20 protein-coding genes are annotated in these 26,108 nt (G+C 44.2%); 5 read left to right on the top strand and 15 right to left on the bottom strand.

Features of this window, described 5'->3' with window-relative positions:
• Position 1 precedes the first annotated feature (1 nt).
• Positions 2–1,147 (top strand): cystathionine gamma-synthase, encoded by a 1,146-nt coding sequence (locus tag OLM56_RS03120; RefSeq protein ID WP_264528292.1) that lies wholly within the window; start codon positions 2–4, stop codon positions 1,145–1,147.
• A gap of 46 nt (positions 1,148–1,193) precedes the next feature.
• Here OLM56_RS03120 and OLM56_RS03115 read toward each other — a convergent pair whose 3' ends face one another.
• Positions 1,194–1,973 carry a THC0290_0291 family protein gene (locus OLM56_RS03115; protein WP_121375596.1) on the bottom strand — a complete coding sequence of 260 codons (780 nt, stop codon included), beginning with the start codon at positions 1,971–1,973 and terminating at the stop codon, positions 1,194–1,196.
• 259 nt (positions 1,974–2,232) lie between these two features.
• Here OLM56_RS03115 and gdhA point away from each other — a divergent pair, with 259 nt between their 5' ends.
• The 3 genes from gdhA to recO all read left to right on the top strand — a co-directional run bounded on the left by gdhA (position 2,233) and on the right by recO (position 6,777).
• Positions 2,233–3,576 carry an NADP-specific glutamate dehydrogenase gene (gene gdhA, locus OLM56_RS03110; RefSeq protein ID WP_182493040.1) on the top strand — a complete coding sequence of 448 codons (1,344 nt, stop codon included), beginning with the start codon at positions 2,233–2,235 and terminating at the stop codon, positions 3,574–3,576.
• Positions 3,577–3,708: 132 nt separating this feature from the next.
• The gene (locus OLM56_RS03105) at positions 3,709–6,003 is read left to right on the top strand and encodes a T9SS type A sorting domain-containing protein (RefSeq protein ID WP_264528291.1); all 2,295 of its coding nucleotides are present in this window, start codon (positions 3,709–3,711) and stop codon (positions 6,001–6,003) included.
• Between the two features lie 60 nt (positions 6,004–6,063).
• Complete coding sequence (gene recO, locus OLM56_RS03100) at positions 6,064–6,777, top strand: DNA repair protein RecO (protein WP_264528290.1); 714 nt, start codon at positions 6,064–6,066, stop codon at positions 6,775–6,777.
• A 6-nt stretch (positions 6,778–6,783) separates the two neighbouring features.
• Here recO and OLM56_RS03095 read toward each other — a convergent pair whose 3' ends face one another.
• The 7 genes from OLM56_RS03095 to OLM56_RS03065 form a co-directional block, all read right to left on the bottom strand.
• A complete protein-coding gene (locus OLM56_RS03095) occupies positions 6,784–7,383 on the bottom strand; it encodes an alpha-ketoglutarate-dependent dioxygenase AlkB family protein (RefSeq protein WP_264528289.1) in 600 nt (199 codons plus the stop codon).
• Positions 7,370–7,615 (bottom strand): Ada metal-binding domain-containing protein, encoded by a 246-nt coding sequence (locus OLM56_RS03090; protein ID WP_264528288.1) that lies wholly within the window; start codon positions 7,613–7,615, stop codon positions 7,370–7,372. Before OLM56_RS03090 ends, OLM56_RS03095 begins: the two co-directional genes overlap by 14 nt.
• Before the next feature lies 1 nt (position 7,616).
• Positions 7,617–8,330, bottom strand: a complete 714-nt coding sequence (locus OLM56_RS03085) for a 2OG-Fe(II) oxygenase (protein WP_264528287.1) — start codon at positions 8,328–8,330, stop codon at positions 7,617–7,619.
• Between the two features lie 9 nt (positions 8,331–8,339).
• Positions 8,340–9,188 carry a bifunctional helix-turn-helix domain-containing protein/methylated-DNA--[protein]-cysteine S-methyltransferase gene (locus tag OLM56_RS03080; RefSeq protein WP_264528286.1) on the bottom strand — a complete coding sequence of 283 codons (849 nt, stop codon included), beginning with the start codon at positions 9,186–9,188 and terminating at the stop codon, positions 8,340–8,342.
• A gap of 66 nt (positions 9,189–9,254) precedes the next feature.
• Positions 9,255–9,875 (bottom strand): FMN-binding negative transcriptional regulator, encoded by a 621-nt coding sequence (locus tag OLM56_RS03075; RefSeq protein WP_264528285.1) that lies wholly within the window; start codon positions 9,873–9,875, stop codon positions 9,255–9,257.
• A 7-nt stretch (positions 9,876–9,882) separates the two neighbouring features.
• Complete coding sequence (locus OLM56_RS03070; protein WP_264528284.1) at positions 9,883–10,698, bottom strand: alpha/beta hydrolase; 816 nt, start codon at positions 10,696–10,698, stop codon at positions 9,883–9,885.
• Positions 10,699–10,710: 12 nt separating this feature from the next.
• Complete coding sequence (locus tag OLM56_RS03065; RefSeq protein WP_264528283.1) at positions 10,711–11,784, bottom strand: winged helix DNA-binding domain-containing protein; 1,074 nt, start codon at positions 11,782–11,784, stop codon at positions 10,711–10,713.
• Positions 11,785–11,928: 144 nt separating this feature from the next.
• Between OLM56_RS03065 and OLM56_RS03060 the strand changes: the two genes are divergently transcribed.
• Positions 11,929–12,765 (top strand): NAD(P)H-binding protein, encoded by an 837-nt coding sequence (locus tag OLM56_RS03060; RefSeq protein ID WP_264528282.1) that lies wholly within the window; start codon positions 11,929–11,931, stop codon positions 12,763–12,765.
• Positions 12,766–12,793: 28 nt separating this feature from the next.
• Here OLM56_RS03060 and OLM56_RS03055 read toward each other — a convergent pair whose 3' ends face one another.
• The 7 genes from OLM56_RS03055 to OLM56_RS03025 form a co-directional block, all read right to left on the bottom strand.
• Positions 12,794–13,780: a class I SAM-dependent methyltransferase gene (locus OLM56_RS03055; RefSeq protein ID WP_264528281.1), complete on the bottom strand. Its 987-nt coding sequence runs from the start codon at positions 13,778–13,780 to the stop codon at positions 12,794–12,796.
• 69 nt (positions 13,781–13,849) lie between these two features.
• On the bottom strand, positions 13,850–14,212 hold the full coding sequence (locus OLM56_RS03050) for a hypothetical protein (protein WP_264528280.1): 363 nt from the start codon (positions 14,210–14,212) through the stop codon (positions 13,850–13,852).
• Between the two features lie 837 nt (positions 14,213–15,049).
• Positions 15,050–15,289: a hypothetical protein gene (locus tag OLM56_RS03045; protein ID WP_264528279.1), complete on the bottom strand. Its 240-nt coding sequence runs from the start codon at positions 15,287–15,289 to the stop codon at positions 15,050–15,052.
• Positions 15,273–16,025: an RHS repeat-associated core domain-containing protein gene (locus OLM56_RS03040; RefSeq protein WP_264528991.1), complete on the bottom strand. Its 753-nt coding sequence runs from the start codon at positions 16,023–16,025 to the stop codon at positions 15,273–15,275. Before OLM56_RS03040 ends, OLM56_RS03045 begins: the two co-directional genes overlap by 17 nt.
• Before the next feature lie 1,092 nt (positions 16,026–17,117).
• Positions 17,118–20,660: an RHS repeat-associated core domain-containing protein gene (locus tag OLM56_RS03035; protein ID WP_264528278.1), complete on the bottom strand. Its 3,543-nt coding sequence runs from the start codon at positions 20,658–20,660 to the stop codon at positions 17,118–17,120.
• A gap of 6 nt (positions 20,661–20,666) precedes the next feature.
• On the bottom strand, positions 20,667–24,098 hold the full coding sequence (locus tag OLM56_RS03030; protein WP_264528277.1) for a hypothetical protein: 3,432 nt from the start codon (positions 24,096–24,098) through the stop codon (positions 20,667–20,669).
• Between the two features lie 7 nt (positions 24,099–24,105).
• On the bottom strand, positions 24,106–25,737 hold the full coding sequence (locus tag OLM56_RS03025) for a T9SS type A sorting domain-containing protein (protein ID WP_264528276.1): 1,632 nt from the start codon (positions 25,735–25,737) through the stop codon (positions 24,106–24,108).
• Between the last annotated feature and the right edge of the window lie 371 nt (positions 25,738–26,108).

Genomic DNA, 26,108 nt, shown 5'->3' with positions numbered 1-26,108 from the left:
TATGAAATTTAACACTAAAGTGATCCACGGAGGACAGCATCACGACCCGAGTACGGGAGCCGTCATGCCTCCTGTTTATCAAACTTCAACTTTCGTTCAGTCAAGCCCAGGGCAGCCTATTGGAGATTATGAATACAGCAGAGCTTCAAACCCGACACGCACAGCCTTAGAAAATGCTTTGGCCAGTATTGAAAACGGAACAAAAGGACTGGCTTTTTCATCAGGATTGGCGGCTACAGACTGCGTTTTGAGATCTTTCAAGGCAGGTGACGAAGTGATTGCAATGGACGATTTATACGGCGGAACTTACAGAATGTTTACTAGAATTTATAAAGATTCTGGTATCAAGTTCCATTTTGTAGATATGAACGATCTGGAGAAATTCAAGTCGCTGATTAACGAAAATACCAAATTGGTATGGGTGGAAACACCTACAAACCCGTTGATGAAATTGGCAGATATCGAAGCAATTGCCAAGATCACTAAAGAGAAAAAATTGCTTTTTGCTGTCGATAATACTTTTGCAACGCCCTACTTGCAAAAACCATTGGATTTGGGAGCGGATATTGTCATGCATTCTGCTACAAAATACTTGGGTGGACATTCCGATGTTATTGCCGGAGCCTTGATCGTAAAAGACGAAGCCTTAGGAGAGCAATTGCATTTCCAACAATTTGCGACAGGAGCAACGCTTGGCCCACAAGATTCTTTCTTGGTTTTAAGAGGAATCAAGACGTTGCATTTAAGAGTTCAGAGACATTGCGAAAATGGAGCAAAGGTTACAGAATTCCTGAATAATCATCCAAAAGTAAAAACGGTTTATTATCCAGGATTAGAATCGCATCCGTTTCATGAAATTGCCAAAAAGCAAATGAAAAATGGCTTTGGAGGAATGGTGTCTTTCACCTTTCAATCAGGCAAAAAAGAAGACGCGATTAGTTTCCTAGAAAAATTGCAGGTATTTACACTCGCTGAATCTTTAGGAGGCGTAGAATCATTGGCAAACCACCCCGCGTTAATGACACATGCTTCAATTCCGGAAGACAAGAGAAAAGAAATAGGAATCACAGATGACTTGGTTCGATTGAGCGTTGGTGTCGAAGACATCGATGATTTGATAGAAGATTTAAAACAAGCATTGCAATAAAACAAAAAGTCCCGATTCAATCGGGACTTTTTTTATGTTTGTTCTATTAGTTCAAGTAATAAATATAGCCTACATTCAGCCATATCAGCCAATCATTGGCCTTGTTTTCAGAATAACGGTCTGGATTTGGTCGCAGTCCGTCTACCCAGTCCGAAAAATAATATTGGAATCTCAAGTCCAGCATCAAATCAGACATTTCGTTTAATTTATATCGTGTTCCAACACTACTAACGACAGACCATACAGTTCCAGAATCATTCGTAAAAGCATCGCGGTATTTTATAGGAGTATTGATGACAGTCAGCGGTCCCGTCGTAGACGAAGCTTCAGGATTGTAATGGCTGAATTGGGCTCCTAGGCTTACAAAAGGCGCCCAGCTTCCTGTAGTTGCCGTGAAATCTCTAATGCTTAGTGGGAAATATTCTAGTTGCATTCCGATATTCGTGATTGCAGTGCTTCCTCTCATATTTCTCAATTGCTCAGCGGTTACCGAAGTCCTGCTGTCTTCAACCCATTTTCCAAAATGCTGCAGATTGGTTTTGCTGTATGATAATTCTGTTCTTACCTTGAAATGGTCGTTGAAATAAGTTTCCGGAGTATAACAGTTACATTCTGCCTTGTAAGAAAAATTAAGATAGTGGACAAGTCCGATGCCAAAACCCGTATTCCCAGCGTTGGTGCTTAAATCATGGCGTTCGCCATAGTCAGACTGCATTGCTACAGGTCCCACAATTACTCCAATTTCATGCGAAAAACCAAATTGAGCAAAAGCAGCATTTAGCCCTCCAAAAGCCAATGCTAGAATTAAAAAATAGATTCTGGGCATCTGATTATATTTAAATAATTTCAGACAAATATATAAAAACATCATGCACTTAGAAAAAAAAAAGAAAAATAGTTTTTTGCTTCAAAAAATATCATAAAAACTTTAAAAACACCACACTAAAAACAAAATTGATTAAGATTTCCTAACAAAAAAATAAATCTATTGAGAAATCAAAAAAAAAACTCCAAATATTTCTATAAGATGTATCTTTGTGCCATCAAACGAAAACGTTTTCATAAACGTTAATAACTTAATAATCATGACAGAAAGTATTAACTCTTTTGTTGAAGCAGTTGCTAAGAGAAATCCTAATGAGCCTGAGTTTTTACAGGCTGTAAAAGAAGTTGCAGAAACTGTAATTCCTTTTATCGAAGAAAATAAAAAATACCAAAACAAGATGCTTTTGGAAAGAATGGTTGAGGCAGAACGCGTAATTATGTTCAGGGTAACTTGGATTGACGATGCGGGAAATACTCAAGTAAATCGTGGATACAGAATCCAGATGAACTCAGCTATCGGACCATACAAAGGAGGAATCCGTTTCCATCCTTCTGTAAACTTGAGCATCTTGAAATTCCTTGCTTTCGAGCAGACTTTCAAAAACAGCTTGACTACATTGCCAATGGGCGGTGGAAAAGGTGGTGCTGATTTTGACCCGAAAGGAAAGTCAGACAACGAAATCATGAAATTCTGCCAAGCGTTCATGACAGAATTGTCTAAACATATCGGTGGAAATACCGACGTTCCAGCCGGAGATATCGGCGTTGGAGGAAGAGAAGTAGGTTACATGTTTGGCCAATACAAAAGATTAAGAAACGAATTTACAGGAGTTTTGACAGGAAAAGGAATCTCTTTCGGAGGTTCATTGATCCGTCCTGAAGCTACAGGGTATGGCGATGTATATTTCGCACAAAGCATGCTTCAAACAAAAGGACAAAACTTTGAAGGCAAAACTGTAGTGATTTCTGGTTCTGGAAACGTAGCGCAATATGCGGCTGAAAAAGCAACACAATTGGGCGGTAAAGTAGTTACATTGTCAGATTCTGCAGGTTATATTTATGATGCTGACGGAATTGATGCTGAAAAACTAGCGTACGTAATGCAAATCAAAAACGTAGATTACGCAAGAATCAGCGAATACACTAAAAAATATCCAAACGCAAAATATGTAGCAGGAAAACGCCCTTGGGAAGTGAAATGCGATATCGCTTTGCCATGTGCAACTCAAAACGAGTTGGATGGTGCGGAAGCAAAATTGCTGGTAGCTAACGGATGTATCTGTGTAGCTGAAGGTGCTAACATGCCGTCAACTCCAGAAGCTGTTGAGGTTTTCCAACACGCTAAAATTCTTTTCGCTCCAGGAAAAGCATCAAATGCTGGTGGAGTAGCGACTTCAGGTCTTGAAATGTCTCAAAACTCATTGAGATTAAGCTGGACTTCTGAAGAAGTTGACGAAAGACTAAAAAGAATCATGCTTGATATCCACACATCATGTGTAAAATATGGTTCTGATGGAACAGGATATGTTGATTACGTGAAAGGAGCGAACATTGCAGGTTTCGTAAAAGTTGCCGATGCAATGCTAGCGCAAGGAGTCGTATAATACAATCTGTAAGATAATTCAAAAATGCTCTCGATTTCGAGAGCATTTTTTTTGTCTATTTCAGCCATAAGAATATATGAAAAGAGAAATAAATCCGTTTGTATTATATTTGTATGCAATTCCTAATCGATAATGAAAAAGCATTTCCTAATTTTTCTTTTTTCTTTCTTTATACAAATCACTTTTGCCCAGAACAATCAGTTATGGAAGGGCTATTTTTCCTATAACGAAGTAAATGATTTGGCCGAATCCACCACAAAAATTACAGGTTCGACCCTAAAGACAATGTTCTCCAAAAATCTGGCAACCAATGAGCTGAAGACGATTACGACAATCGATGGACTTTCCGGACAAGATATCACGGCCATTTATTACAGCCAAGCCTTCAACAAGACAATCATTGGCCATGCAAATGGATTGATGCTTATACTAACCGAAAGTACCGGAAACATATTGATTGTTCCCGGAATTCGAGACCAAGCCGGACTCACGCCGAATAGGAAAAGAATCAATCATTTTTATGAGCACGAAGGAAAGCTTTACATTTCCTGTGATTTTGGCCTTGTGCAATACGATTTGGCAACGCTTGGTTTTGGCGACACCTACCTGCTTGGCCCTGCCGGAGAAGAAGTCAAAGTATACCAATCAACAGTATTAAATAACTTTATATATGTAGCTACGGCAGAAAGCGGCATCAGGAGAGCCGATTTGTCGAACCCGAACCTTAATGATTTTAGCCAATGGCAGACTTTTGATGCTGGTGTTTGGACAGGAATCGTAACACACAATAATCAAATTGTAGCGGTAAGCGCAAACAGGGTCGCTCGGCATACAGGCGGCGCTTTTACGACCATGACAAGTCTTGTGCAACCAGGAATTGATATCAGGTCCTATCAAGATAATCTAGTTGTAACAACGGTCAATCATGTCTATTCCTATAACCAGACTTTTTCGCAGACGGCACACATCGTCAGTACCAGTATTCCAAACATGACTGCGGCTTTTAATTGCGCAACCATTGTTGGTGGTGATTTTTATATCGGTACTAAAGAAAACGGCATAATTACGGCTTCGCTCTTAAATACGACTACATTTCAAGTCATCAAACCCGACGGCCCAGCGAGAAACAACATATTTGCGATACAGACCACGCCATCCAATAAGCTTTGGGCAGTGTACGGAGGTTATAACGTGTTTTATGTTCCCGATTTGAGTACGAATGGTGTCAGTAAATTTTCAGAAAACGGCTGGCTAAACATACCTTTTAGCGAAGTTTTAGGAGCCAACTCGCTTTCTAGGATTACCGTAAATCCAACTAATGAAAATCAGGTCTACATAAGCTCATTCCATTCAGGAATCTTAAAAATTGAAAATGATGCAGTTGTCGCCCGTTACGACCATACGACTCAAAATGGACCAGAGTCTCTTTTCTTTGCTCCAGATCCGAATTATAAATCGGTCCGAATCAATGGTGCAGCTTTTGACAGGTCTGGAAATTTATGGTTTAATAATACTAGGATTGAAAATGCCATGAAAGTATTAAAAACAAATGGCTCTTGGGAATCTTTTTCAATTGACGGTTTTGCCACTAATTTTTTAGAACAAGATTACGGGCGCATGGTGATTGATAAGAACGGAACAAAATGGTTTGTGTCTTCCATAAATGGGGTTATTGGTTTTAATGAAAATGTTTCGCCAAAATTCAAGTTGGCAGCTTCTGATGAAGATGCCGGAAATCCGCTTATAAAAAATGCGATAGCCGTAGCTGTAGATAACAGAAATCAGCTTTGGATCGGGACCATGCAAGGCTTGCGAATTTTGCCTAGTATAGATCGTTTTATGAGCGAAGACAATCTGGAAACCAATCCGATAATAATTATTGACGATGGACTTCCACAAGAACTTTTGTACGAGCAGTTCATTACAGATATAGTAGTTGATGGGGCCAACAACAAATGGATCGGGACAGCGGATTCTGGTGTGTTTTTGCTTTCTCCAAACGGACAAGAAACATTACATAGATTTACAAGAGAAAACTCTCCGCTGCCTAGCAATTCGATTAATGATATCGATATCAACGGCGAGACAGGAGAAGTGTTTTTTGCGACTACAGCCGGCTTGGTTTCTTTTAAAGGAACTTCTACAAAAGAAAATGACGACCTTTCGCAGGTGTATATTTACCCGAATCCTGTAAGGCCAGAATTTACTGGAACCGTAAAAATCAGCGGTCTGATTGACGATGCCAATATCAAGATTACGGATATCGAAGGAAACTTAGTGTATGAAACTACTTCCGAAGGCGGAACCATAGAATGGGACACCAAGGCATTCGGAAAATACAGAGTCGCTTCCGGGGTTTATATGGTATTTATCGCTTCCAAAGACGGTACCGAAACCAAGGTGAAAAAAGTGATGATAATAAGATAAATTACGAATTATGAATTACGATTGAAATTTCATAATTCATAATTCCAAATTCGTAATTAAATGCTAGTCAAGACCAAAGCAATAGTTATCAGTGCGCTCAAATACCAAGAGAAAAGCCTTATCGTAAAATGCTTTACTGAGACTGATGGTCTGAAGTCGTATTTTGTCCACAACGCCTTTTCTGGGAAAAACAACAGACAGAAAATTGCCTATTTCCAGCCCCTAAATATTCTTGAGATCGAAGCCGTCCATAAAAATAAAGGAACGCTGGAGAATTTTAAAGAAATCAAGCTTTTTGCCGCCTATCATACCATCCACATCGATATCGTAAAAAGCACCATAATTATTTTTCTTTCCGAAATGCTGCATCACAGCATCCGAGAAGAAGAAAAAAACGAAGACTTGTTTCATTTCCTCGAGACGGCCCTTTTATGGCTCGACAGCCATGGCGAGATCGCCAATTTCCATCTGATTCTCCTGTTAGAAATTACCAAATTCCTTGGATTTTACCCAGACAGTTCCACTAATGACTACCCGTTTTTTGAAATGACAGAAGGTGTTTTTACGCCTTTCCAGTCGCTATCTTGCCTTTCTGGAGAAGAAACGGCTCTGTTCAGGAAATTATTGGCACTGCGTTTTGACAGCAACCAGCAGGTCTTTAACGGAAAGGAAAGACAACAGTTGCTAAAGATTATTCTCGACTATTACAGTTTCCATCTCGACGGTTTCAGAAAGCCAAAATCCTTAGAAGTGCTCAAAGAGGTTTTTTCGTAGGCCTTACTAAACAATCGTCCTAAACGTAAGATTTACCCTCGGCTTAGATACTTTTTTGCTGGGTGGTAGCCGATGAAGCCAATGGCTCTGGGTTTCGTCTTTCATGACCAGCAGGCTTCCGTGTTCCAGTTGAAGAGTGATGGTGTCTTTTGTCTGTTTGTGCTTGAATAAAAACTTTCGTTCTGCACCAAAACTCATAGACCCAATCGTCGTATTTTGACCTAAGGATTTTTCATCATCGCTATGATAGGCCATTCCTTCGCTGCCATCGTGATACAGATTCAGCAGGCAGGAATTAAAAACCGTTCCCGAAATTTCTTCTGCCAGCGTTTTTAATTCCAAAAGTTCTTTTGTCCAGGGAAGTGCCTGTTTTGTGGTATTCGAATACGTATACAGATAATCGCTGTCGCCATACCAAGCCACCTTTCGTTTCGTGGTAATTCGTTTTCCAAAGATGATGGCCTCATCATGTTTCCACTCAATAGTCTCAAGAAGCTTTTCGAGATAATGTTGCGCTTCGTCATGCCTTAGGACTTTTCCGTAATAAATCACGGTCCCGTCATAAGGCAGTCGGTTGGTTTCGATATCGTTATTAAATAAGTCCATTTTTCCAAATTTTGTATTTTTCCGCAAGGCAGTGTCCGCAAGGTCTATAATCCTTTTGAAACGCTTCCTCTTCAGAACTAAAAAATACGCGGTTTTCGCGTTTCATCCTCTTTCCGGAAGTACAGCGCAATGTACCGTAAATTTTCAATTTTTGGTTACCGCCCAAAACGATTTCCTTTCTCAAGATTTTCGTTCTAAGGATATCATCCGTTATTTCGCTATGCTTAATCATACTAACTCAAGGCATCATGAAAAATAATTCCAAGAGTATGTCTTTTGCCCGAATGCAGCTCGCTCACTCCATGTTTCATGTTTACGCGATAATACCCTTTTGCCCCTTTCACAGGCCTAAAGTTGGTGGTAAACAATAGTACATCACCTTTTTTAGGTTTTAAGACGATGGCTTTAGACTGGGCTCTAGGTGTCTGTTGTGTCAAGACAAATTCGCCACCAGTATAATCTTCATCAGGATCGTTCAAGAAAAATACCGTCTGCATCGGAAAAAAGATATCGCCATACAAATCTTGATGTAAAGTATTGTATCCGCCCTTTCCGTATTTCAAGATCAGCACGGTCGGCTTTAGCTGGCTATTAGCATGACAGAGTGCTTGCAGCTCTTTAAACGTGCTAGGAAAACGAATAGTACTATTCAAGACTTTCATCCATAAATTGGTAATTGGCGCTAATTTAGGATAAAGGCTTTCGCGCAAGTTTTGGATCAGATCAGGCAATGGATAATCAAAATATTTATACTCGCCCAAGCCAAAGCGGTAGCGTTCCATGACCACTGTTTTTCTGTAGCCATTCGGATTGTCATAGTTTTTTATAAACTCATTGCATTGCTCGTCTGTAATCAAGTTGGGAATAATAGCATAACCTTTCTCATTCATCTCATGTGTCAATAACGCCCAATCAAGTAATGCTATCTTTTCGTGTATGGTTTCCATGGCTCTTATTTATTTTGATGGACTCATTTGTGCAGCTTCCCAGCCAATAATAGCTGTTTTTCGAGTCGTTCCCCACATATAGCCTCCGAAATGGCCGCTGGATTGGATGACGCGGTGGCACGGAATCAAGAAAGCCACAGGATTGCTGCCGATAGCCGTTCCTACCGCACGAGACGCTTTCGGATTTTGAATTTCTCCCGCAATCTGTCCATACGTAGATAAATTGCCCATCGGAATTTTCAGCAATGTTTCCCATACTTTCAATTGGAAATCAGTTCCTTTCAGATGCAGCTTGATCTGGTTGAGTTTGTCCCAATCGTGGGTAAAGATGTACAAGGCATTTTGCTGGATAAGGTCGAGCTTCTGCTTGAAATCAGCATTAGGAAAATGTGCTTTCAGATCGGCTGTAGCCGTTTCTTCATTTTCAGCAAAAGCCATATAGCAGATACCTTTTGGAGTAGAAGCGACAATGATATTGCCAAATGGACTTTCGGCATAGCTGTAATTTATAGAAAGATTCTCGCCGCCGTTTTTAAATTCTCCCGGAGTCATTCCCTCAATCTTGATAAACAGGTCGTGCAGCCTTCCGGTACTGGAAAGCCCGGTCTCATGCGTAGCATCAAACAAAGTAGCCTCTTTTTCTTTTAAGAGTTGCTTGGCGTGCTCCACACTGATGTATTGCAGGAATTTTTTAGGACTAACGCCTGCCCAGTCCGTAAAAAGCCGCTGGAAGTGAAACGGACTCAGGTGAACCTTTGCCGCGACCTCGTCTAAATTAGGCTGGTCTTTAAAATTTTCTCGGATATATTCGATTGCTTCTGCAATCCGGATATAATTGATGTGATCTTGCTCATTCATTTCTTTGAAATTTATGATACAAAGGTAGGAGCATCCCATTCGGCATAAAACCCGAAACTTGCGGAATTACTCTTCTTTTCTCGACAGTTTCATTGCGGCGGCTGTTGCTTTTGCCATAAGATCAGGGCTGTTTTCAAGCTGGTTAACGATTGTATGAAAGTCGGTATCGTTTCGTGTCTGTGATAATTTATAAGCCGCTTGGATGTCGGTAATATGCAACTTGAAACCCACAATTCCATGAACCTGCCTCATGGTTTTTTCAGATAGTTTTTCTATGGAGACTGGATTTTCAGAAGAACGTTCGTATTTATCGACTAATTTTTTCAGCGAAGCCATCAATTCTTCGCCTTCGACAATCTCAACTTTTCCATACACATGAACGGCAATATAATTCCAAGTCGGAACCTCTTCCTTTTCATACCACGATGAAGAAACATAGCTGTGCGGTCCTTGAAAAATAGCGAGCACTTCTTGCTCCGGATTAAAGCTTTCCCATTGAGGGTTGGCTTTAGAAATATGGCTGTACAAGATGGCACGGCCGTTTTCGTCCGTATCCAGTTCCATCGGAATATGAGTGCCCCATAACTTTCCATTGGTCTGGCTGATCAGTATCCCAAAGCTGTTCGCTTGTAAGAACTCCCGGACTTCGTCAATATTTTCGTTTTTGTAATGCAGCGGAGTATACATGGTGGGATTATTTAGGCTTGTTTAAGGTCTCCAACGCTTTATAAAGGCAATTGTGCAAGATCGTAAGATGATTTTCTTCCGGCATTCTCACAAAATAAGACTGAAGGTTTTTCGACTTGGCGAGTATTTCCGACAGTTGAAAGGCATCGTCTTCCATCTGCTTTCCTTCGCTTCCGACAGAAACATAGACTTGGATTTTTGCGGCAGTCTGTTTTTGTAATAAGGTAGGTGCTTGGCGCAGCAACGATTCGTCATCCCACCATAGGCTCGGACTTATAATAATATAATTGTTAAACAGTTCCGGTTTTTTGAGCAGTGCTTCCGTTACCAAAAGTCCTCCGAGCGACTGGCCAATAAGAGTAGAAGTACTGGTTCGGTAGTGCTTTTTAGCATACGGCAGCAGTTCTTTTTCGATAAAAGCCAAGAATTTTTCTGAGCTTCCCGAAGTCGGAAAATCTTTTTTGTCCTGCACGTTGGTCGTAGGAAACGTAAGATCCCGTTTTCTATCAACATTGGCAATGCCGATAATAATCGATTCGGGCATTTTTTTGATCATGGTCAGGAACTGCACCAGTCCCGTGACATGAATAAAATCTTCATCAGCAGAACCATCCAGCAGATAAATCACAGGATAAGAAATATTCGGATTTTTATCGTAGCTGTCAGGAATATAAACATTCAGCGTTCGGGTTTCGTTTAAGATTTTAGACTCTAGTTTTTCAACTTTCCCCAAAACAAAAAGATTGTCTTTAGACAGTGAATTTTGCGAAAAGCCCAAAGCAGTAGTGGCAACAGAAAATAATAAGGTAAAGATAAGCTTCATGAATAGAAAAAATTAAAGGATGGTTTTTACAGGCAGGCCGTAAAAATTTTCAAAGCGCAAGATAGCCTTTTCAAATTCCAGTTCCTGCTTTTTATTCAAGGGCTGTAGGAATTCATACTCCAATTCAATCAGCTTTGGTTTTATTTTTCTCCTCCAAGAGCCGATAATTTGTCCGTTAAATAAAATCGTATTGTCAAAACGGAGTCTTTGCGCTGGCTGTACTGCATGTCTGATTTGTTGTAAGGCTTCCCTGTTTTTATACCCCATGATCATTTCGTCATAAATAGGAGTCAGGTGCATCTGTTCAAAGTTTGTTTCTTTTTTAAGTGCCTTTGGCGAAAAATAATAGGTTTCCGATTCAATTTTTTCTTCTGTCCAATTGACTCGGGTCATTTCAATTCCCTTTTTGCAGTCCGTAAGAGTAAGTCCAGACCAAGTAGCAAAATCCTTGGCAGTAGCGGGACCGCGGCTTAAGAAATACCGCTGGGTCAGTTCGGCCAGCGCTTCGTCTCGGCTTATTTCTTTGGCAGGCGGAACCCTTTCTTCAAGCAAGGCATACGTAAATTGGTTGCCTTGACGGGCACCGCTGCAGATAAGCCCTTCCAGCTCGGCTTTCATCAAGATACAGACCAGGCGCACGCTTTCGGCTTCGATATTGTTTTTCAAGAATTCTTGGCTCAGCGCTTCGCGCGTAAGATGCTTTCCGCCTTCCAAAACCTGTGTCATGATGTCATTGCAGCGATTAAAAGTAGCATTGTCCAGTTCCATCTTCCGATACATATAGCTATTTATGGCATCTACCCTTGGAGCAGTAAGCTTCAACATCCATCGAATATCCCCTGAAGCTACAAAATGCCAGGTTGGCCGAAGCAGATGTGTCCGCAAGATCTTGCCCTCGTTCAGTTCCTTTTCAATGTCGCTGTCTTTCAGATGCGGCATTCTCAAGCCTAATGACCATTTAGTCTGGGCATATTCCTGTCCTTGAATGGCACCGAAATAAGCAACCATTTCAGGGGCCGATTTCAGGCTGGGTTCATTTATCTGTTGCGAAAGCAATCGGGATGTTGCGATATCGTGCTGGGTCATAAGATTCATAAGATTAAGACAAGCTAATTTACAAAAGAAGGCTGTATTTTCATAACAAGCCATCTCGATAAAAAGAAGACTACTGTCGGTTCTGTTCTATTTAATGATTGCTCCTGCACTTAGTTTTGCTTAAAAATAAGAACAATGAAAACAAAACAGATTTTAGTATTAGGCTCCAACGGAAAAACAGGGAGCCGCGTCGTACAGAAATTAGAAGCACTCGGGCAATCCGTACGAAGAGGATCCCGCATCGCAGTCCCTAAATTCGACTGGGAAGATTCAAGCAATTGGGCAGCAGTGCTCCAAGACATCCAAAGCGTCTACATCACCTTTCAGCCCGACTTGGCTGTACAAGGAGCCGATGACGCCATAAGACTCTTGGCGAAATTAGCCAAAGAGGCAGGCGTTGAAAAAGTAGTGCTCCTTTCGGGTCGTGGCGAAAAAGAAGCCCAAGACTGCGAAAAGATTATCATGGAAAGCGGCCTAAAATGGACCATCGTCAGGGCAAGCTGGTTCAACCAGAACTTTAGCGAAAGCTACCTGCTCGAGCCGATACTGAACGGCCATATGGCGTTGCCGACAGGCGACATACAAGAGCCATTTATTGATGCGGAAGATATTGCTGATGTTGTCGTGGCGGCGCTTACGCAAGAAGGCCATGACAATACGTTATACGAAGTCACAGGCCCAAGGCTGTTGAGCTTTAAGGAAGCTGTTTCAGAAATTGCCACAGCCATCGGAAAACCTATTGTATACGAACAGCTTTCCGTTCAGGAATATGCGGCTCAACTAAAAGAATATCACGTACCGCAAGACTATATAGGACTGTTATCCTATCTCTTCAGCGAAATTTTAGACGGGCGGAACGCCTCAATCAGCCATGGAGTAGAAGAGGCTTTAGGCCGAAAGCCAAAAGATTTTTCAGAATATGTCAGAGAGACACTGGCCAGCGGCGTTTGGACTCCGCAGGAGGGACGTTAAGCAATACTTTCAGAAAGAACAAGGAAAGCTACAAAGTATCGGATTCTGGTTTTTCATAAACGCCAAAAATAAAATCACTCGGATTTTCTTTCAAGTAGTCATCCTCAAATTTAAAAAGGCTGTCCAGTACGGCCTTTTTTTTGTCGTCAAGCGTGACAAAATGATGCGAGATGTCTTTAAGGACGCTCATCAATATATTGCCGCCATATTTTTTCTCTTCCAGCGTCTTGAAATTTTTATGAATGCCCGGCAGTATATTATTTGAGTCCACGCATTCCGACGGATCGGCAACAATCATCCGCAGCACACCGGAACCATAATAGTGATTTTTGGTAATATTGGTCTTGTATCTTTTTCGATAAGGCTTGTCGATCAGCTGAATTGCTTTGTTAATCGCCTTTAGCTGATGTTTAGAATACTGCAGGCGTTTCGGTCCCACATATTCATGAATGACAAGCTTGCCTTTGGGCTTCAGGCAGTTTTTGATAGGATGGGCCAAAAGATGCTCCACATTTTTAAAATGATGCAGCGAATCGTTAAAGATGACGAGGTCAAAATAATGATCCGGAAACGAATAGTCTTCCACATTAGAACAGACAAATTTCATGTGGTTCTTGTTCTCTTTTGTCGCAATGGCTTTAGCCCTATCCAGATTGGCCTGGTTGATATCCACGCAGGTGATTTCAGCAAAATGCGGATAATTGGCAAGTTCCAGCTCATGCTCGCAAGCTCCAGATCCTAAAGATAATAATCTAAGCCCCCTTTCTTCTTTCAGGAAATTTTTTACCAAGTGCTGCTTGTGATCAGTATGTGGGTCGCCGCTCACCATCCTGTTCCAGCGTTCATTTACGGCCGGAATAATCCACCAGTTCGAAGTCTGTTCCGATGACTTGTCAAAAGCGCTGATCGCCCTCGAATCTTTGTTCAAGGTGAATTTAGATAAAAAGAAACCATAGCCTCTTTGGACTATCTTGGAATACGTGTCAAGGATGTCGTCTAATGTCAGGATTCTCATAAGTGCATTTTGCAGGTTCAGGCGGAAGATGAGGCGTAAAGATAGGATAAAGGATGTTTTTAGGCAATTTTATAATTGGTCAGTATTTTGAAAGGTATAAGAGTATACCTTATTACCTTTAATTAATAATAATATATCAGAATAAGCAGGTTTATAAATGCTGTCCCCAGGCTTAGCTACATATTGGAATATTTCGTTGTTATTTAGATTTTTATCAATAAATGGATAAAAGGAAAATTCAGTCGGATTATTATTGAGAACAAAATTGGCAGATCTCGAATATTTGTCAACCATAACTATTGTTCCAGATAAGTGGCTTGAATTGAATAAATCAAACTCCTTTCTGACTTTCTTATCTTGGTAACGGATGGCTGCAAAAATTAGCCCTCCAATCAACAGAAATAATACAATGATATTAAACACCTTTTTCATGACTACACTATCTAAAATAAATTATTTAATTATTGGTTATAAATGTATAAGAGTTCAAAAAATCAAAACCAACTGATACATTACCAATTTTAATATTTGTAAGTTATTTTATAATTATAAAAGTATTAAATAAAGACAGAATGAAAATAAATAAATATATAAGTGATGGTATTGTTAGGAATAAATATAGTAAGGAAGATCTAAATTTATTTTTAAAATAATAATAAAATATAAATGTTGTGCATAATAAAATAACTCCAACCAAGGGTAAATATAAAAGATATGTAATTAATGCATAAATTTTTCTCATGTTGAAATTATAGAATTGATAAATTTTATGTGTTAAAATTACTCTTATAATGATAATAAGGATAAATCCAATTAAAGAGACATAAGATGATTTGATAATATCTTTATCCATATATTGTTTTTATTAAAGGATACTGACTAAGGTGCAAATCCGATAGCGCGGATTAGTAATCTGTGTTTAAAACAAATCTAATAAATACTTTAAAGTGTATAATTAAAAAACAACCCGAAGGTTGTTTTGGTTTTTGACTGCGATAATACTATAAGTTGATTTTTTGTGAATATTTTATAAAATATTTTGGTGCGTACTTATTTGATACATTACCCAATAAGAGCTAAATGAAATACTTGAATACTCTGTAGACTAATAACACAACTCCAAGAATAATAAAGAGATACCAGTGTTTTTTAAAAAAACTATCTTGTTCTTTTCGGCCTGACAGTTTCAATACGATTCCAGCAATTATTAATCCTGTTGGTGCTAAAAAACTATTTAATTCTCCGAAATTCATAATTGTTATTTATAAGTTAAGCTATTGCTTTGAAAAAAAATACTAACGATGCAAGGGCAAATAAGATTATAATTACCCAATCTTTAATTTTTCCTACTATTGTATCTGGTTTAAAAAATATTGGATTCTCATCCCTGCCTTTTATCCACCATTTATGGATTCTAAAATAAAAAAATGCTCCCAAACCCAATAAAATACTATAAAGTAAATATTCGTAATCCATAACATGATTATTAAAATTATTTTCTGATTTCATTTGCTGCTTCCTTTGTTTTATCACTTGCTAGAGTCGATACGGCCTTTTGACCTGCTTTTATGAGCTCCTTGACTGGTTCAGAAACATCTGGATTTGGACCAGGCACTGCTTTGTCTACTACTTTAGATACCAATTCCCCTGTTAGATAAACTGCTACATTTTCCGTACCTTCGCCTACATCACCAGAAATTAAATTCGTCAGTATTTCAATTCCAGCACCAAGTCCACTCGCTATTCCTCCAGTAGTGGCAACAGCTAAACCAGGTGTTGCTCCAACTCCGGCAACAGGTGCACCAGCAGCAGCAGCTACTAATCCTACAGTTGTTAACTGGTCTCCCTTTTTTTGTAAGTTCTTTGCAAGACCTAAAAGCTCTTGTTTATTGTCTTTAACCCATTTTTGAGAGTTATCAATAGCTTTATTAGTAGATTTTACAACATTATCTTTAGTCTCTATAACGGCTTTTTTAGTTTCGTTATATGTTTTAACTGCAGATGATTTTACCTCATTATATTTTTTGACTACAGCTGTTTTAGTTTCATTAAATGTTTTCTTTACATCACTCCAAGAAGGCCATGACCACATCCCGTCTGGGTCTATAAAATAGACAGGATTATCAAAAGCGTAGGCATATGGCGACCATCGTCTCCCTTTCTCCGCGAGCGGGTCAATATTCATCCACCGTCCGATTGCAGGGTCGTAATTCCTAGCCCCGTAGTCGTACAGGTCAAGCCCCATCTCGTCCTGGAACTCCTTGCCGTTGTACTTATAGCCATACGGCAGCACCAGTACCAGGGGCACGGGAGTATTCGGGTCATGATCTTCAGGCTTCCCTGGTCGGCCCTGTGCACGAGCAGGTCGGAGTTGTAGTTGGCAAGTTTGAGCCCGAACGGATAGTAGTGGCTCTCTTCCAGTATCTTAAGAACGTTGGGGTTTTCCGGATCCTTCGCATACGAGAGGCGGATGTTGCCCAGATGGTCGGCATAGTTATAGACGTAGCTGTAGGCATATCCCGACTTTCCTTCCGATGCTCTTACATACCCTTCTGCGGTCGGGAAGAACTTCAGTGCCGTCCCCTAGTAGTGGAATTCGCTCAGGTAGTCCATCGACATGATGCCGACGCTTCCCGGCCACTCTTCCAGAAGCATACGGGGCGTCCTTGTACATCTCCCGGCCGTCTGCGGCATAAAGATATTCAATTTTATATCCTACTAAATTAGATATATCTCTTTTTATCACCTATTTTGATACACTAAGATACGGCAAAAGCATTCTAAGGCTTTTAAAACCTTGAATATAAAAGAGGCGACCAATTGGTCGCCTCTTTTATATTTGTAAACTTTAAATTCACATTCTTTATCAGGCAGTTAGGCGGCTATTTTGCAAAAACACCTAATCTGATACATTACCCAACATATCTGACACATTATTTAATTATATAATCTAATTATTTAATTATATAATCTAAGGACAAGTAATAATACTCCTAAAATAACAAAGATATACCATCTTTTTCTAAAAGAAGCTAATTCTTCTCTTTTAGAAAATCGTATCAAGATACCGGCTATTATCAATCCAATTGGAGCTAAAAAACTATTAATCACGCTAAATTCCATAATACTCCTTATTTTGTTATTGATTTAAAAAAATATATTATTGACGCTAGTATGAACGCTAGCATTAAAATTTTAAGATGAAGTTTTGTCATTTTAGTTCCAGGGTCATCTTCAGGATATTTTTGTTTACTTTTTTTATACCACCATTTGCGAAACTTATGCATAATAAAGGCTAATAACGCAAATAAAGTGCTATATAATAAATTATTGTAATTCATTGATGTTGATGTTCGTTATCTAAAATTCTATCTCCAGCAGTTTTTGTATTGCCGGATACGGTACTTTTTGTTATCTCTTTTAAAACTCTTGTAGCCTCTTCAACAAGAGGTGTGGCCGCCGGCGGCCCTGGTAATACTGCATCAACAAGTGCACCAACTCCTTCTGCAACCGCGACTGTTGTCAACTCTTTTCCAGCTGCTGATTCATCACCTGCAATCCATTTTGTTGCAATTTCTATAGCTTCTCCTGCTAGTGTCATATTTCCGCCTATCTGTGCCAACTTTAAACCAGGTAAAGCGCCAACTCCTTCTACAGCTAATCCTCCAGCGGCGGCTGTTAGTCCAGTAGTTGTAAGGTCATTTCCTGTTTTCTTTACTGTAGTTGCAAAATCTAAAATACCTTTTTTATTCTCTTTTACAAAATTTTGCGCTTTATCAATAGTTTCTCCTACAGTTTTTTTAGCTTGATTAAAAGTTTTGACAGTAGCTGTTTTTGTCTCATTGAAAGTTTTACTTACGGATGATTTTACTTCATTATATTTTTTGGCGACAGCTGTTTTTGTTTCATTAAATGTTTTCTTTACATCACTCCAAGAAGGCCATGACCACATCCCGTCTGGGTCTATAAAATAGACAGGATTATCAAAAGCGTAGGCATATGGCGACCATCGTCTCCCTTTCTCCGAGAGCGGGTCAATATTCATCCACCTTCCGATAGCCGGGTCGTAATTCCTCGCCCCGTAGTCGTACAGGTCAAGCCCCATCTCGTCCTGCAGCTCCTTCCCGTTGTACTTATAGTCATACGGCAGTACCAATACCAGGGGCACGGGAGTATTCGGGTCCATGATCTTCAGGCTTCCCTGGTCTGCCCTGTGCACGAGCAGGTCCGAATTGTAGTTCGTATGCTTGAGCCCGAACGGATAGTAGTGGTTCTCTTCCAGTATCTTAAGAACGTTGGGGTTTTCCGGATCCTTCGCATACGAGAGGCGGATATTGCCCAGATGGTCGTTATAGTTATAGACGTAGCTGTAGGCATATCCCGACTTTCCTTCCGATGCCCTCACATACCCTTCTGCGGTAGGGAAGAAGCCCAGCCTTGCATTCATGTACTGGTATCCGTCCAGATAGTCCACGTCCCTGCCTTCGCCCGTTGTCGAGGTAGTGACCGTCTTCCTCATCTTTTTGCCGGCGGCATCGTAAAGATACTCGATTTTTTCAGATTCGGAACCGAACACGACCTTCACGGGCAGGTTGAGGTGGTTGTAGCGTATTGAGGTGATGCCCTTGTTGAGGTCCTGTACCATGTTCCCGTTGTCGTCATAGGCGTATTCCGCGGGATCCGAGGCGCCGTTATTAAAGCCCTGTGCGGATCCGCTGGCGTCTTCCACCTGCACCAGGCGGTTCCTGTTGGTCCCGTCGTAGGTATAGTAGAGGTCGTCGATCTGTACATAGGCCCCGGAGTCGGAATCGAGCCCCCCGTTGCGCTGCAGCGCGGTGATATTCCCGTTCCTGTCGTACTCGATGGCCTCGTTGTAGGACCCTGTCATCAGTCCTTCCTTGACATAGGTGGCGGCGGTGAGCCTGTTTACGGCATCATAGCCGTAGGCGTACCTGCGCAGCTTGTCGTCGCTGGCGGTCCTCCACAGGGTCTCGGCTATGTTCCCGTTAAAGAGCGGCTGGGCGCTTATGGGCGCCTGGTAATTGATGCCGAAGGCAAACAGGTCTCCGGGATCGCCCGCCTTTGCCAGCGACCCGGTGTCGTTGATTCCCTTGAGCCACCCGCGCACGGTATAGGCATAGTCGGCTTTCTGCAGGGCCGCGGTGCCGGTAGTGTCGCTTCCTCCCACGCTCTTGCGCACGAGCTGCCCGCGCTCGTCATACTCGTTCCTGGCCAGCAGCTCTGCCGCGCTTGCATTGATCTTGTGCGTCTGGCTGAGCAGGCGGTCCTGGTCGGTATAGGCGAAGTCCTCGCGCACGGCCAGTTCCGTATCGGAGGCGGTGCGCTTGTGGTAGGTCACGGTATAGAGCGCCTTTCCGGAAAAGTCGAGCCTGGAGTCGGCCTGGGTATGGCCCCCCATATAGTTTGCCGTCCTTGTGCGTATCGGCCTTGCCTTCTTGTCGTAGAGCGTATAGGAGGCTTCCCCGGCATAGGCGGTGCTGGATTCCAGCACGCGCGTCCAGGAACCCGTCGGCAGGCCTGCAGGCTTTGCAGACAGGTTGTAGTATGCGGGCTGCCCTTCCACGTCCGGGAAGGAGCCCGGGGCGTTGGGGAAGGCATAGTCGTCGTAATAATTCACGGAGAGCACGTGGTATCCGGACACGGGCCATGCCGTGCTGGTATAGCGGAAGGCCACGCCGTTGACCGTATTGTCGGAAGAAGCCTTGGCCTCGTTCAGGTTTGCGGTCTGCGCATCGCGCGCGGCCTGCAGCGTTGCCCTTTCGGCGCTGGTCACCGTGGCCGGCATCCATCCGGTATAGGCGGTGCGGTCGAAGGCATCGTACTTGGTCACCAGCCATCCCGTGGCGCCGGCAGCCAGGTCGCTAAAGGGCGCATAGGCAGGCCCGGTAGCGACTGGGCGGTCCAGGCTGTCATATATGATAAACTCCCACTGCTTGCCCGGGAGCTTTTTCTCCACCAGGCGGTTTCTCCTGTCGTAGCGGTACTGGTAGCACTGCCCGTCGAGCTGCTGCGTCGGGGCGGTGACCAGGGGGGTCAGCACGAAGGACAGGTTGGCGAACTGGTCGTATACGTAATAGGTATCCATGGACTGGATGACGGTATTGCCCCTCACCACGGCAGAGACATAGGTCCTTTTCATCACGACCCTTCCTTCCTTGTCCTTATACTCCTCTGCGGTATTCAGGGTGCCGGAGGTCCAGTTCTCGTTCTTGGTCACGGTCTTGTAGAGCTGTCCTGCAGGATAGCTGGAGCCAGGCTGCTGCACCAGCGTCGCAGTATAGAGCCCCTGGGAGGCCTGCCATGCGGCAATGGCCTTGTAGTATTTCACGTTGTCGGCGGCGCTGTTGGCCAGGTATTCGGTCTTCACCTCGTGTCCGGAGCCCAGGGCCCAGGCATTGCCGGGCGCCGCCTGCTGGAGCACGCGGTTCAGGGGCGAGGCCTCGAAGAGCTTCTGGCTGAAGGGGCTTGCGGTGGTCTCGAATCCCGGCACGGCAGGCGCAGGCGCGCTGGCATAGTAGGACAGGGCGGCTGCCTCTGCATTCGGGTCATAGTCCAGCGAGGCGGATGCGGTCGGGTAGGGCAGGTACTCCTTGGCCTGCCTTCCGAGCGCATCGTATACGACAGGGGTCACCAGGTCCTTTCCGGAGCCGGACTGCCGGTGGGCGCGCTGCTGCACGGGCCTTCCCAGCCCGTCGAAATAGGTGATGCTCTGGGCGGCCTGCGCCGCGGTCGGCGAGGCTATGGATGCGGAGGTCTCGGTCTTGTAGGTCGTGGTCCTGACATAGTTCTGGTCCTGGCTCTGCGCGACGGCCAGGGCCGGCAGCAGCAGTGCGATATATGGATATAGTGTCTTTTTCATGGCGTCTTAGTTTTGTGTCCTGTAATGGTACTCGTTCTCGGAGAGCAGCTTTCCGTTGCGGTCGTAGGCGGCCTTGAGCCTGCCGAAGCCGTCGTACTCGTAGTAGGTCCTGTCGCCCTTCGGGTCGATTACGGCCGATACCCCCACAAGCGGCCTGTAGGCATAGCCGGTCATCTGTCCTCCTGAAGCGGTTGCGGCAATACGCAGGTCTTCCAGCGCAGAAAGCAGGGAAGCCTCGGCGGTATTGTTAAAGGGCGCGGCATCGGAGGCATTCTGCACGGCCGTAACCAGCCCTGCAGGCAGGGAGGCATAGGCCATGTTGTCGATCTTTGCCACGGGCTGGGTCCTGCTGTAGCCCCATACGTAGGAGACCTTCATGCCGTTTTCCTGCTGCACTTCCAGCGGATGGCCGTACTGGTCGTAGCTGTTATAGCGGACCTTGGCCTCCAGCGCGTTGGCTCCCTTGGAGGCCTGCACGGCCTGCGGCAGCCAGGCGGCGTTTCCGGCAAAGGCGTTCGAGTAGACGATCCTGCTTGTGGAGAGCAGCTCTGAGTTGCGGTAGCTGTCGACCCTCTCGATCTCCGAGATGCGGTTCTGGGAGTAGGGCGAGTTGCCGGCGTGGTAGTAGAAGTCGGTCTTGAGCACCTCCCCTGTGCCCAGGGTGGTGGTCTGGGAGGCGATCTTCTTGTTCAGCGCGTTGTAGGCATAGCTTTCGGATGTGCCCACTTCCGTCTGCACGGAGCCGCTATAGAAGAAGCTCTTGGTCGTCTTGCCTTCAAGCCTAGCCCAGCCGTAGGCTTCATAGATTTTTTTATAGCTGATATAGTTCATGGCATCCCCGCAAAGGTATTCGCAGAGAAATGCGGTCGGATTTCCAGGACAGTCCTGCGTTTTTTGAAAATATAGGTCATAGTTGGCAAATTTATAAGACGTTGGGCAGTTTATTGGGGCGTAATAAGGACGTACGCCGATAAGTGTCATGTCTTGTACTTCGTTGATTGGAACATACGTATATTCCGTACGGGAAAGTATCTTCGAGCTGTTGTCAAACACCTCTTCTTTTTTCAGATAGCCTCTTCGGTGGTCAAAGTTTTCGCTAGGGAAAAAGGGATAGCTGATGCTATAAGCGTCTTCGTTTTCTGGCACGTCTATAGGCGAAGAGTAGGTATGTTCCGTCCTTCCGTTTGCGGTTTCGCTCACAGATGCATTTTGATAGCCCACGTCAGAGCCCTTGGTACGTTGTGCTTGTAGGTTGTTAAAATCAGTAGTAAATCGATAATTGATCGGAGTCACAAACGATTCACAGACCTCATTAGTGCCGCACGTAAATTCAAAATGGTGCTGCTTGGTCTGCTGGTATTGGAATACAGGTAATCCGAAGACCAGCGACCCGCTGCTTTTCGCAGGCTGCGCGAAAGAGCGGTAGCTGTATTTTTTTTCTTTTGCAGGAGTGAATCCCGTCGGGTTGTCGTAATAATTCTGCGGCACGTTTCCGGCGTCAAAAAAGCCGATCCTGCCGATGCGCACCCCGCCGCCGAACAAGTATTGCTTGTTGGCTCCGGAACTAACCTTATAATGGGCTGTAATATTCGCAGTAAAAGGAGGTAGGCCGATGATGGTATGGTTGAATTTTACACTATAGCTTCCGGCTGGCAGAAACACCGAAAACTCTGTAGGAGGAGGCTCGTTTTCTGTAGGCGCATAGGTCAATAAGATGTCTGCTCCTGCCGAAGCGTTAGTTAGGATAAAACTCCAGCCTGATATAGCAGGAGTTATTTCCGTGTTAAAGACAACCTGCTGCGCTTCCGCAATCGTAAAAAATGCAGAGGGTACATTTCGTATAGTTATGCTCTTGCTGGCAGACTGTGCAGTCCAGTTCAGCGGATTGCCACTGAAATCAGTGACTGGTGTGTCGCCTATATAAGAATATTCGTTCGATTCAAAATCAAACAAAATCGACCCGCCAGTAGGCAGTTCCATTTTCTGCAAAATGTCAGTACTGCAGTATTTCGGACTCGTTTCCTTAAAATTGACACCTGCAATACTGTTGGGTCTTAGCGTAAAATAGCCCCAAAGGTCTTTTATGAAAGTGCCCGTATCTGGGAAATGTGCTTCATAATAGAGCTTATAAATATTTTTTTTGGTATCGGCAAAATTGCTTTCCTCCACTCGGTCCAGAAACATACGTTTGTTATCGTTTTCGGTCTCTCGGTAGCTGTGGAACAGCTCGGTTTTTTTGATGCCGATGCTGTCCGCCCAGGTCTTTGCCGTGATACTTCTGATACGGTAGGCGCTGGCAGAAAGGCTCTGGTCTTGTCTTCCCGACTGATAGTCCATATAGATGCGTGCGATGCCGTCCACGTCGATCCTCTTGATCTTTTTGCTGCTCACCTCGAGCTTGTTGGACGAAATCGTTTCTCTCGGATCAAGCTTCAGGTCTTGCGATTGCAGATCATCTCCGTATTGTTTCATATAAATAAGCAGGTCCGATATGCTGGTGTCGAGAGACACTGCTGTCGTTAGGCTTTTCGTAACCGATACCTCATTCATAATCTCTGTAGGCTTATTATAAGTATAGCCCAAAAGTCTTTGCTGGTTGTTATCATAAACACCGCTGAGATGAAAGGAACTGATATAGGTTACTGTAGGCGAGATACTGCTCGATCCGCGTTCTGCAAATGAGGTCGAAATCAAAGAAGCCGTGCTTGCGGTAGTCTCGGCAACGTCAAAAACATACTTGTATCCCTTGTCATCATAGATAGTAAAACCTGTAGGAGCAAAAGTACTCGTATTGTAAGTATTGACGATTTTTAGGTTGTTCGACAGGTCCTGCACCACAACTTCCAGCTGCCCGGCAGCATTCTTCTTCATGATAAACCTTCCGGAATAACCCATAAAGTTGAATTGCCACAGGTCATGCTCAGTATCATAGATGCCCTTTTCCTGTGCGTTCCAAAGGAATTCGTTCCATTTGGCTGGGTTGGAAGAGGGTTGTCCGGTACGCCCGATTAGCTCATAATACGGATTTGGGAATGGATTGCCAGAGGATTCGGTACGGTAGATGCCCGATTTTTTCCCGATGGTCAGGTGCTCGTCTGGTATGCCACGTACGGAACGGGACACAGTCCCTCCAACAAAGAGACTCCAGCCGAGCCCAGCATCGCTGGCGGTCTCGCTGGCCGCCGCTGAGGCGGGATGGTATTTCAATGAGATGTCCAGATTGATATCCTTGGAGCGGGTAGGCGTGCTGAACACGGGTATGCTGATATCTGGCACTCCTGTATAGTTACTCACGGGCACCTCCTCGAACTTCATCAATGCCGCTACAGTGGGCGACGGAGGGAGTATGGTCGGGAGCTCGCTTTTTATCTCAGGGTTTTGGGCATGGGCTATGGCGGCCATGCCCAGCATTGCTGCTAGCGCATATATTTTTTTCATGTCTTGTCTAATTTTTGTTGATGGCTTTTACGATCTTCACGGAGTCTTCCTGCACGTTGGTGCGTATCTCCACGATATAGATGCCCTCGGGCATGCCTCCCAAATCGACGGGCACGGTGCGGTCATGGATCTCGAAGTGCTGCAGCTGCCTTCCCGAAAGGTCGTACACGGTAGCGGTGCCTTTTTCAAATTCATAGCCCACGATCACGTTGGAGTAGTGCAGGGTAGGGTTCGGGTAGGCTTCTATAGGATTCTTCTTCTCTTCCTTCTTTCTCTTGTCCTTGAGCTTCACGACCCAGAAGTCATTGCGTCCCTGCCCGGTATAGCGGTCGCGCGATACGGCTCCCATCGAGGTGCCTGCCAGCAGGTAGTCCCCGTCGCGGGTCTCCACGGCCTTGCGCAGGATATCCTCCCCGCCGCTTCCCACGGTCTGGGTCCACTGCTCCTCTCCCTGAGGGTCGGTCTTGATGGCGATATAGTCGTTGATGCCTTCCTTGTCCTTTTTCTTGGTGCTGTAGGTCTCGCTCTGGGCATGACCCCCGAGCAGTAGCGACCCGTCCCGGCTTTCCTCGAGCGAGGTCAACAGGTCGGCCTTGCCGATATCGTAGGTCTTCTGCCACAATACCTCCCCAGAAGGGTCGATCTTCAGGAGCCAGAAGTCGGTTCCCTTGCCGTTGGAGGCGTTCTTGTTTCCGGTCGTCCCCGAGGCAGAGCTTCCTGCCAATAAGAAGTTTCCGTCCACGGACTGCAGTGCGGCCTGGAGCTGGTCGTCGCCTTCGCCGCCATACACCTTCTGCCATTCCAGTTCCCCTTTAGTATCCAGCTTCACCACCCAGTAGTCGGACTGGCCATAGCATTTCTCGCTCTTGTTCCCCGATTCGGGCGAGTTGGAAGACCCTGCCAGCAGGTAGCCCCCGCCGCGCACGGGCACGATGCTGCGCAATTGGTCGGCATACTGCCCCCCGAAGGCCTTCTGCCATTCGATCTTTCCTTCCGAATCCAGTTTCACCACCCAGTAGTCCAGGTTCCCGAATCCGGCAACGGACTTCCCGTAGGCATCCGGCTGTCCGGCAGCAAGCTTTTCGCTGCGGGGCGAGCTGGAGCTTCCCCCGATGATATAGCCCCCGTCTGGAGTAGGCGCGATGCTCTGCAGCAGTTCCTGTCCGGAACCGCCTATGGTGCGCTGCCACTGCTCGGCGCCTTTTGCGTTCAGCTTGATGATCCAGAAATCTTCCTTCCCGTAGCCGTCCTCTTTCTTCTGCAGCCCCTTGGCAGACTCGGAAGTCCCTGCGAGTATGAATCCCCCATCGGGAGTAAGCCTCACGGCCTGCAGCAGGTCGGCCCCGCTACCGCCGAAGCTTTTCTGCCAGTCGAGCTCCCCCTTCTCGTCCATCTTCCAGAGCCAGTAGTCCAGGTCGCCTGCGGCTTCCTCGGTCTTGTTTCCGGTCTTTTTGGATAAGGAGCTTCCGGCGAGTATAAAGCCGTAGTCGGGGGTTGGCTGTGCATCGAATAGGTATTCGGAGTGCTTTCCGCCGTAGGACTTTTCCCAGAGGATGTCTTGGGCCTGTAGGGCGCCTGCAGAGAGCAGGGCGCATGCGGCGGCCATAAGGCGCGCCTTAGAGGGTTTTTGGAGGGTCATGTGCTTGTCTTTTATTAAGTTATGGCTTGTTAAATTGTTTCTATTGTAACGGTAAAGAAATGAATTTATGATGAAATTGTATAACAAATTTTTAAAAAAATAGTGTATAGAAATTTATAAAATTTAAATCTTGGGCAAAGATAAATAAAATAAGATTATAATACAATAAAATAGAATAATATTTTCTTATAAAACAATTGTATAAATAAGAAAAAAAGCATAACTCTAGTTTTAAGTACTTTATCTTACAAACAATAGCAAGTAAATGGAATAGAGAAAGTATTCACCCATAGTTACTCCATAGATACTCCACGGATACTCCATAGATAGTCCATGTAGAGTCCATGTCATCCATATAAGAAATCCGATTC

The organism is Flavobacterium sp. N2550 (assembly GCF_025947265.1).
Lineage (GTDB): Bacteria > Bacteroidota > Bacteroidia > Flavobacteriales > Flavobacteriaceae > Flavobacterium > Flavobacterium endophyticum.
The sequence above is the reverse complement of the archived record's forward strand: the minus strand, read 5'-3'. Positions and strand labels throughout refer to the sequence as shown.